This window comes from Roseisolibacter sp. H3M3-2, from assembly GCF_029211165.1.
GTDB lineage: Bacteria > Gemmatimonadota > Gemmatimonadetes > Gemmatimonadales > Gemmatimonadaceae > Roseisolibacter.
The window spans coordinates 1-7,480 of record NZ_JARGEK010000246.1 but is presented as its reverse complement, the minus strand read 5'-3'; the positions used below and the strand labels follow the sequence as shown (position 1 = coordinate 7,480).

Annotated in this window: 9 protein-coding genes; 2 read left to right on the top strand and 7 right to left on the bottom strand. The window is 77.2% G+C overall.

What is annotated here, in order from left to right; genetic code table 11:
• The 7 genes from PYV61_RS17555 to PYV61_RS17525 form a co-directional block, all read right to left on the bottom strand.
• Nucleotides 1-1,007: tetratricopeptide repeat protein (locus PYV61_RS17555; RefSeq protein ID WP_275833989.1), on the bottom strand; the 1,007-nt coding region annotated here is incomplete at its 3' end.
• Nucleotides 1,008-1,099: 92 nt separating this feature from the next.
• Nucleotides 1,100-2,836 carry a YbaL family putative K(+) efflux transporter gene (gene ybaL, locus PYV61_RS17550; protein WP_275833987.1) on the bottom strand — a complete coding sequence of 579 codons (1,737 nt, stop codon included), beginning with the start codon at nucleotides 2,834-2,836 and terminating at the stop codon, nucleotides 1,100-1,102.
• A 22-nt stretch (nucleotides 2,837-2,858) separates the two neighbouring features.
• The gene (locus PYV61_RS17545) at nucleotides 2,859-3,215 is read right to left on the bottom strand and encodes a hypothetical protein (RefSeq protein ID WP_275833985.1); all 357 of its coding nucleotides are present in this window, start codon (nucleotides 3,213-3,215) and stop codon (nucleotides 2,859-2,861) included.
• An 87-nt stretch (nucleotides 3,216-3,302) separates the two neighbouring features.
• Entirely contained in the window at nucleotides 3,303-3,647 is a 345-nt protein-coding gene (locus tag PYV61_RS17540) for a hypothetical protein (protein WP_275833983.1), read from the bottom strand.
• A gap of 37 nt (nucleotides 3,648-3,684) precedes the next feature.
• Nucleotides 3,685-4,584, bottom strand: a complete 900-nt coding sequence (locus PYV61_RS17535) for an intradiol ring-cleavage dioxygenase (RefSeq protein WP_275833981.1) — start codon at nucleotides 4,582-4,584, stop codon at nucleotides 3,685-3,687.
• A 101-nt stretch (nucleotides 4,585-4,685) separates the two neighbouring features.
• On the bottom strand, nucleotides 4,686-5,132 hold the full coding sequence (locus PYV61_RS17530) for a DoxX family protein (RefSeq protein ID WP_275833979.1): 447 nt from the start codon (nucleotides 5,130-5,132) through the stop codon (nucleotides 4,686-4,688).
• A gap of 107 nt (nucleotides 5,133-5,239) precedes the next feature.
• Entirely contained in the window at nucleotides 5,240-5,671 is a 432-nt protein-coding gene (locus tag PYV61_RS17525; protein ID WP_275833978.1) for a hypothetical protein, read from the bottom strand.
• Between the two features lie 127 nt (nucleotides 5,672-5,798).
• Here PYV61_RS17525 and PYV61_RS17520 point away from each other — a divergent pair, with 127 nt between their 5' ends.
• Complete coding sequence (locus tag PYV61_RS17520; protein WP_275833976.1) at nucleotides 5,799-6,380, top strand: ECF-type sigma factor; 582 nt, start codon at nucleotides 5,799-5,801, stop codon at nucleotides 6,378-6,380.
• On the top strand, nucleotides 6,377-7,480 hold a 1,104-nt coding region (locus PYV61_RS17515; protein WP_275833973.1), incomplete at its 3' end, for a serine/threonine-protein kinase. The genes PYV61_RS17520 and PYV61_RS17515, both read left to right, overlap by 4 nt.

The window sequence follows — 7,480 nt, the reverse complement described above, 5'->3', positions numbered from 1 at the left end:
GCCGCCTCTGCCGCGCGCGGCCGCCCGCCCGCGCGCTCCAGCGCCGCCAGCGCCAGCAGGTTGCGCACGGTCAGCCCGCGGTTCCCCGTCCCCGCGCCCAGCCGCATCGCCGTGTCCATCTCGGCGCGCGCCGCCGCCGGGCGCCCGAGCGCCAGCTGCGCCAGGGCGACGTTCCGGTGCGCCAGCGACAGCGACCACCGGTCGCCGACCGGGGCGCGCATGCGCAGCGACTCGCGGTGGTAGGCCAGCCCCCCGCGCGCGTCGCCGCGCTCGAGGTGCAGGTCGCCCATGTTGCTCAGCGTCCCCGCCGCGCGCCCCCGGCCGCCCGAGTCGCCCAGGGCGCGGTACAGGTCGAGCGCGCGGGCGTAGTACCCGTGCGCCCGGTCGTACTCGTGCAGCCGCCCGTACAGGACGCCGAGCGAGTTGAGGGTGCTCGCCAGCGGGGCGGGGTGCCCGAGCCGCTCGCGCAGCCGCAGCGACTCGAGCTGGTAGCCGAGCGCGCGGCCGTAGTCCGGCAGGTCGGTCGCGTAGACGAAGCCGAGGTAGTTGAGCGAGCTCGCCGCCGCGCTGTCGGCGCCGGCGGCGCGCTGCAGCGCCAGCGCCTCCGTGAAGTGGCCGGCCGCCCGCTCCGGCTCCCCGCGCCGCTGCGCCAGGACGCCGTCGCTCCAGATCGCGTGCGCCAGCCCCACCCGGTCGCCCGTCCGCTCGGCCTGCGCGCGGGCGGCCGCGGTGGCGGTGGCGGCGCTGTCGTAGCGCCCGAGCCCCACGTAGGCGACGGCCAGGTCCGCCTGCGCCGTCACCCGCAGCGCCGCCGCGGCCGGGTCCTGCGACGCCGCCAGCAGCCGCACCGCCTCGACCCCGGCGGCGGCCGCGCGGGCGGGGCGGTCGAGCTGGTAGAGGGCGACCTCGCGCACGAGGGCGCGTGCCCGCGTCAACTCCGCGGCCGGGCCGTCCTGCGCGCCCAGGGCGGGCGCGGCGAGCAGCAGGAGCGCGATCAGCCGTCGCACGCGACGGACGGCTGGGACTCGGCGTGCGGGGCGGACGACGGCATCGGGGCGCGGCTCGGGGTCGCCCCATGGACGACGCACCGCCGCCGAGGTCAACTCCCCGCCAGCGCCCGCTCCGCGACCTCCGACATGTCGTGCGCCACCGCGAACCGCCGCAGGGCGTAGCGCGTCAGGCTGACCGCCAGCTCGCGCTCCCCGACCAGCGCGCGCCCGGCCCCGTGCGTCTCGAGGAACTCGCGCTCCTCGTCGCTGTGGGTGCGGACCACGACGTCGACCCCGGGGTTCAGGCGGCGGGCCAGCGCCAGGATCGCGCGCGTCTGGAAGGCGTCGGGGGCCGCCACCACCACCAGGCGCGCCCGCTCCAGGTGCGCGTCGGCCAGCACCTCGGGGCGGGTGGCGTCGCCGTAGATCACCGGGAGCCCGGCCTCGCGCAGGTCCTCGGCGCGCTCGCGGCTCTGCTCCACCACGACGTACGGGATGGCGTGGCGCGCCAGCTCCTTGGCCACCGGCGCCCCGACGCGCCCGTAGCCGACCAGCACCACGTGGTCGGCCAGGGCGTCCTCGTCGACGCTGGTCGGGAGCTCGGTGATCTCGCCCGCGGGGCGCTCGAACGCCGCCGCCAGCCGCGGGCGCGCCCGCAGCCACCGGTCGATCGGCCCGACCGCGCCGAACACGAACGGGTTGAGGGTGATCGAGAGCAGCGCCCCCGCCACCACCAGCCCCTGCGCCTCCGGCGGCACCAGCCCGAGCGAGACGCCGAGCGCGATCAGGATGAAGGAGAACTCGCCGATCTGCGCCAGGCTCGCCGAGATGGTGAGGGCGGTGTGCAGCGGGTAGCGGAAGCCGAGCACGATCGCGAGCGACGCCAGCGACTTGCCGATGGTGACGATGCCGACCACCGCCAGCACCTCGAGCGGGCGCTGCACGAGGATGGCCGGGTCGAACAGCATCCCGACCGACACGAAGAAGAGCACAGCGAAGGCGTCCTGCAGCGGGAGCGCGTTGGTGGCCGCCTCGTGGCTGAAGTCCGACTCGCTCACGATCACGCCGGCGAAGAAGGCGCCGAGCGCGAACGAGACGCCGAACAGCGTCGCCGCGCCGACGGCGATCCCGAGGGCCACCGCCAGCACGGCGAGGGTGAACAGCTCCCGCGACCCGGTGCTGACCACGCGCCCGAGCAGCCACGGGATCGCCCGCCGGCCCACGACCAGCATGACCGCGACGAACGCCGAGACCTTGAGGAGGGTGATCCCGAGCGTCGCCGCGAGCCCTCCCGTCGCCGCCCCCCCGCCCGCGGTCCCCCCGAGCATCGGGGCGAGCGCGGGGAGGAGCACCAGCGCCAGCACCGTCACCAGGTCCTCGACCACCAGCCAGCCGACCGCGATCCGGCCGTCGGAGGAGTCGAGGATCCCGCGCGCCTCCAGCGCCTTGAGGAGCACGACGGTGCTGGCGACCGACAGGGCGAGCCCGAAGACCAGCCCGGTCCCCCACGACCACCCCCACAGGTGCGAGACGGCCGCCCCCAGCCCGGTGGCCACCGCGATCTGCGCCACGGCCCCGGGGACGGCGATGCGGCGCACCGCCAGCAGGTCGGCGATCGAGAAGTGCAGCCCGACGCCGAACATGAGGAGGATCACCCCGAGCTCCGCCAGCTGGGCGGCGAGCCCGCTGTCGGCGACGAAGCCCGGGGTGAAGGGACCCACCGCCACCCCGGCCAGCAGGTAGCCCAGGATGGGCGGGAGCCGGAGCCGGCTGGCGAGCAGTCCGAAGACGAACGCCAGCCCGAGTCCGGCGGCGATGGTCCCGATGAGGGCGGTCTCGTGGGGCATGCGGGCCGGGGCGGTGGAGGCGCTAGGTGGACTGCGGCGCGCCGCGGCGCGCCAGCAGGGCCAGCCCGGCGATCACCAGCAGCGCGCCGAGCACGAGCAGCGCCGTCTTGGGCCACCCGGTGACGAAGACGGCCCCGAGGATCGGGAGGAAGGCCGAGCCGAGGACGGCGAGCCAGCCCTCGCCGCGGTACCACGCCTCCTGCGGCAGGGGCTCGACCGTGAAGGCGGGCCCGGCCGGCTCCGGCGCGGTCGCCGGGGGCGGGGTGGTGCGGGACGGGGTCGGGTGCTCCGCGGGCGACGCGGTCGCGACGCGGACGTGCTGCGTGGGGGCCCCGCTCGCCGCCTGCGGCGGCGGGAGGGGACGGGCGTGCTGCGCCATGATGGGCTCTCTCCAGGAATGGGCGACGGTCGGCCCCACACGGAAGCGCGGGGCGGGACGGTTCTCGGGCGCGCCGCGGCGGCGCGCTCAGCCCTGGAGAGGCGGGGCGGTCGGGAAGTAGGGGCGCACCCCCCCCGCGGCCGCGGGGGCGTGCGAGGGGCCGCCCAGGCGCCGCAGCGCCACGCGGGCCGCGGCCGACGCGCCGATGGGCGCCGACCGCCGGCCGTCGAGCGCCGGCGAAGCGGAGTTGCCGTCCACCGGCGTCGGCTCGGCGACCCGCGTGACCGCGGTCGTCCCGGCCACCCGCTCGGCGCGCAGGAACGCCGTCGCCCCCCGGTCGGCCGCCGCCTCCAGACGCACGGACGCGCTCGGCGCGTGCGCCGGCGTCAGCGCCTGGACGAGCGCGATCCAGAGGGCGAGGAGCAACTCCATGCCCGAAGTCTAATCACTCCAACCGGTTCCGGGGCCCTCAGGCCCCGAGCACCCCCACCGTCAGGGCGGCGGTGAAGCCCTGGGCGACGCTGCCGGTCACCGTCGCGAGCTCGAGCGCCGACCCGTCGCGGAACACGTTGTCGGTCGCCAGCGTGATCCCGGCCAGGTTGCGCACGCTCGCCTCGTAGCCGCTGGTCGCGTACACCAGGTCCGAGGTCGCCTTGGGGAGCGCGATCTGCGAGGTCGCGACCTTGTTGCGCACGTCGGTGGCCGCGGCCAGGCTCGCGAACACCTCGAAGTGGATGTGCGGCCACCGCCCGGCGTAGCACCCCGGGAAGATCGACGTGAAGCGCACCTTCCCCTCGGCGTCGGCCTTCTGCACGCCGCGCAGGTAGTTCTGGTTGGTCACCCCGGCCGAGTACAGCGAGTAGAGCCCCGCGCGGTCGCAGTGCCAGAGGTAGACGGCGCGGTCGGCGAGCGGCTCGCAGGTGGTCGCCGAGACGAGCGTCAGCTCGATCAGCAGCGGGACGCCGGCGGCGGTGCCGCTCAGCCCCGCGAAGCTCGACCGCATGTCGCTCCGCGCCACGCCGGTCTGGTTCAGGACGTTGGCGCCGTTCGAGCCGTCGCCCGGGTAGGGGCCGGCGGTCTCCTCGGGGATGCGGCTGCAGCTCCCGCCGGCGGTCGGCGTCGCCGTCGTCCCGGTGCTCGGCGTCGTCGTGGTGCCCGTCGTGTCGGGGCCGGCGACCGAGTCCGACGCGCAGCCGAGCAGCTGCATGGCGCCCAGCCCGAGCCCCCAGCGGGCGCCGAGGCGGAGGAGGCGGCGGCGGTCCATCGTGCGGCCGGTGGCCAGCAGGTCGCGGTGCAGTCCCCCGTGGTCGTCGTGGTCGTCGTCGTGGTCGTGCGCGGCGGGGATGGTGTGCAGCGGGCGCGGAAGCATCTCGGGAGGGCCGGGGAGGGGCGGGGCGGGCGCGAGGCGCCGTCGTGTGATGAAGACACCGACGCGCCGCCGTCCCCTACCCCCCGCGCGCCGACCGCGTGCTACCGGCGCGTCTTCCGCCGCCGCAGCGCCGCGTCCACGCTGAACGGCCCCGAGCCGACGGCGAAGAGGTGGAGGAAGACGAAGCAGAACAGGACCACCGACTCGCCGCCGTTGCGGATCGGCCAGAAGCCGCGCGGCGCGTGCGCCTGGAAGTACGCGACCGCCATCTGGCCGGCGAGCAGGAACGCGACGGGGCGCGTGAGCAGCCCGAGCACGATCAGCGCGCCGCCGAACACCTCCAGCACGCCCGCGAACCAGATCTGCGAGAACGTCGCCGGCGGCCCGTTCCACGGGCGCGACGGGTCCACGAGCAGGCCGAACAGCTTCTGCACGCCGTGCTGCATGAACAGCGCGCCGGCGAACACGCGCAGCAGCGCGTGCGTGGCGCCGGGGAGCCAGGAGGGGACGAACGCGGGGAGTCGCGTGTCGGGCGGGCGGTACGACATCGGGGGCCTCGCTGCGGGTGGTCGGCCGGCCGCCGCGACCGCGGCCGGCATCTCCCGCAGCGTAACCCCGCGCGTCGGCGCGGCGGCACCCTCGGGCGTGCGCGTCGTCAGGGCGTCGGCGGACGCAGCGGCGTGAGCTGCCCCTGCGCGAACGTCCACTGCCGCGCCGCGAGCGCCGCCGCGGGCGGCGGGTACGTCACCCACGCGCGCACCTCGGGGCCCGCGCGCAGCGTGAGGCGCTCGCCCGGCACCACCGCCAGGCGCACGTACGCCGGCCCGTCGGCGCGGGGGAGCCGGAGCAGGGCCCGCGCGCCCGGCTCCACGCGCCCGAGCAGCCACTCGCGCCGCTCGCCGACGAGATAGACGCGCACCGCCTCGCGCTCGAGGTTGTCGAAGCGCACGACCGCGGCGGCCGCCGCCGCGCCGCCGTTGGGCGGGCGGTGCGCGCACGCGCCGAGGGCGGCGAGTGCGGCCGATGTCAGGACCGCGACAGCGAGTGAAACGCGGGGTCGGAACGGGGGCGTAGTCGGGGTAGTCATGGCGTCCTCCGGTGGCCGGGAGATCGACGGCGCTCGGCGCCTCATCCCGTAGCGCGCGGAAACCGGCGAAACCCGCTCACCCTCGCCCGTGTCGAAACGGGGACCCGATCCCCAACTTGAGGGCGCCATGTCCGCCGACGACCCGACCCCCGCCGTCACCGAGCTCCTGCGCGCCTGGGGCGCCGGCGACGCGCACGCCTCCGAGGCGCTGGCGCCGCTGGTGTACGCGGAGCTGCGGCGGCAGGCGCGGCGCGCGCTGCAGCGCGAGGGGGACGGGCACACGCTCCAGCCGACCGCGCTGGTGCACGAGGCGTGGCTGCGGCTCGGCGGGCAGCACGACGCGCGCTGGGAGAGCCGCACGCAGTTCTTCGCCGTCGCCGCGCGCATGATGCGGCGCGTGCTGGTCGACCACGCGCGCACGCGCCTCGCGGCCAAGCGCGGCGGCGGCGCCACGCAGGTCACCCTCGACCCGGGCGACCCGGCGGCCGCCGCGACGCACACGCTCGACGCCGCGGACCTGATCGCGCTCGACGACGCGCTGACGCGGCTGGCCGCGCTCGACCCGCAGAAGGCGCGGCTGGTGGACCTGCGCTACTTCGCGGGGCTGAGCATCCCGGAGGCGGCGGCGGCCCTCGGCGTCTCGCCGGCGACGGTCGGGCGCGAGTGGGCGGTCGCGCGCATGTGGCTCCGCCGCGAGCTGGAGTCGTGACCACGCCCCCGATGACGCCCGAGCGGTGGCGCGCCGTCGACGCCATCCTGCAGGCGGCGCTCGGCTGCCCGCCCGAGGAGCGCGCGGCGTTCGTCGCCGACGCGTGCGGCGGCGACGCCGCGCTGGCGCGCGAGGTGGAGTGGCTGCTGGCCGCCGCCGCCGGCGCCGACAACTTCCTCGAGGTGCCGGCCGCCGCCGCGCTCGGCGTCGCGCCGCCCCCCGTCGCCGAGCGGCTCGCGCGCGCGCTCGCGCGGCGCTACGCGGTCGAGGGGGAGGTCGCGCGCGGCGGGATGGCGATCGTGTACCGCGCGCGCGACCTGCGCCACGACCGCACCGTCGCGCTCAAGGTGCTGCGCGAGGAGGTGGCGTCGGCCGTCGGCGCCGAGCGCTTCCTGGCCGAGATCCGCGTGACGGCGTCGCTGCAGCACCCGCACGTGCTCCCGCTGTTCGACTCGGGGACGGCCGACGGGATGCCGTGGTACGCGATGCCCTTCGTCGGCGGCGAGACGCTGCGCGACCGCCTGAAGCGCGACGGCACGCTGCCGGTGGACGAGGCGGTGCGCGTGGCGCGCGAGGTCGCCGACGCGCTCGACCACGCGCACGCGCGCGGCGTCGTGCACCGCGACGTGAAGCCCGAGAACGTGCTGCTGCACGAGGGGCACGCGCTGGTCGCCGACTTCGGGATCGCGCTGGCGCTGGAGGAGGCGGGCGGGGAGCGGCTCACGCGCACCGGGCTCGCCATCGGCACGCCCCAGTACATGGCCCCCGAGCAGGCCGCCGGCGCGCGCGCGCTCGACGCGCGGGTGGACGTGTACGCGCTCGGGGCCATCCTGCACGAGATGATCACCGGCGAGCCGCCGTTCGCGGCGCCGACGCGGCAGGCGGTGATGCTCAAGCTGCTGCACGAGGCGCCGCCGCCGCTCGCCGCGCGGCGCCCGGGGGTGTCGCCGTGGCTGGAGACGGCGGTGCGCCGCGCGCTCGCCAAGCACCCCGACGACCGCTACCCGAGCGCCGCCGCCTTCGCCGCCGCGCTCGCGGTGCCGCTCGACGACTCGGGGCCGGGGCCGGGGGCGCCGGCCGGCGCGCCGACGGGCGGGCAA

Coding starts and splice junctions, on each gene's coding strand:
- PYV61_RS17525 (WP_275833978.1), bottom strand. CDS start 5,671: ATGACTACCCCGACTACGCCCCCGTTCCGACCCCGCGTTTCACTCGCT.
- PYV61_RS17540 (WP_275833983.1), bottom strand. CDS start 3,647: ATGGAGTTGCTCCTCGCCCTCTGGATCGCGCTCGTCCAGGCGCTGACG.
- ybaL (WP_275833987.1), bottom strand. CDS start 2,836: ATGCCCCACGAGACCGCCCTCATCGGGACCATCGCCGCCGGACTCGGG.
- PYV61_RS17545 (WP_275833985.1), bottom strand. CDS start 3,215: ATGGCGCAGCACGCCCGTCCCCTCCCGCCGCCGCAGGCGGCGAGCGGG.
- PYV61_RS17530 (WP_275833979.1), bottom strand. CDS start 5,132: ATGTCGTACCGCCCGCCCGACACGCGACTCCCCGCGTTCGTCCCCTCC.
- PYV61_RS17535 (WP_275833981.1), bottom strand. CDS start 4,584: ATGCTTCCGCGCCCGCTGCACACCATCCCCGCCGCGCACGACCACGAC.
- PYV61_RS17520 (WP_275833976.1), top strand. CDS start 5,799: ATGTCCGCCGACGACCCGACCCCCGCCGTCACCGAGCTCCTGCGCGCC.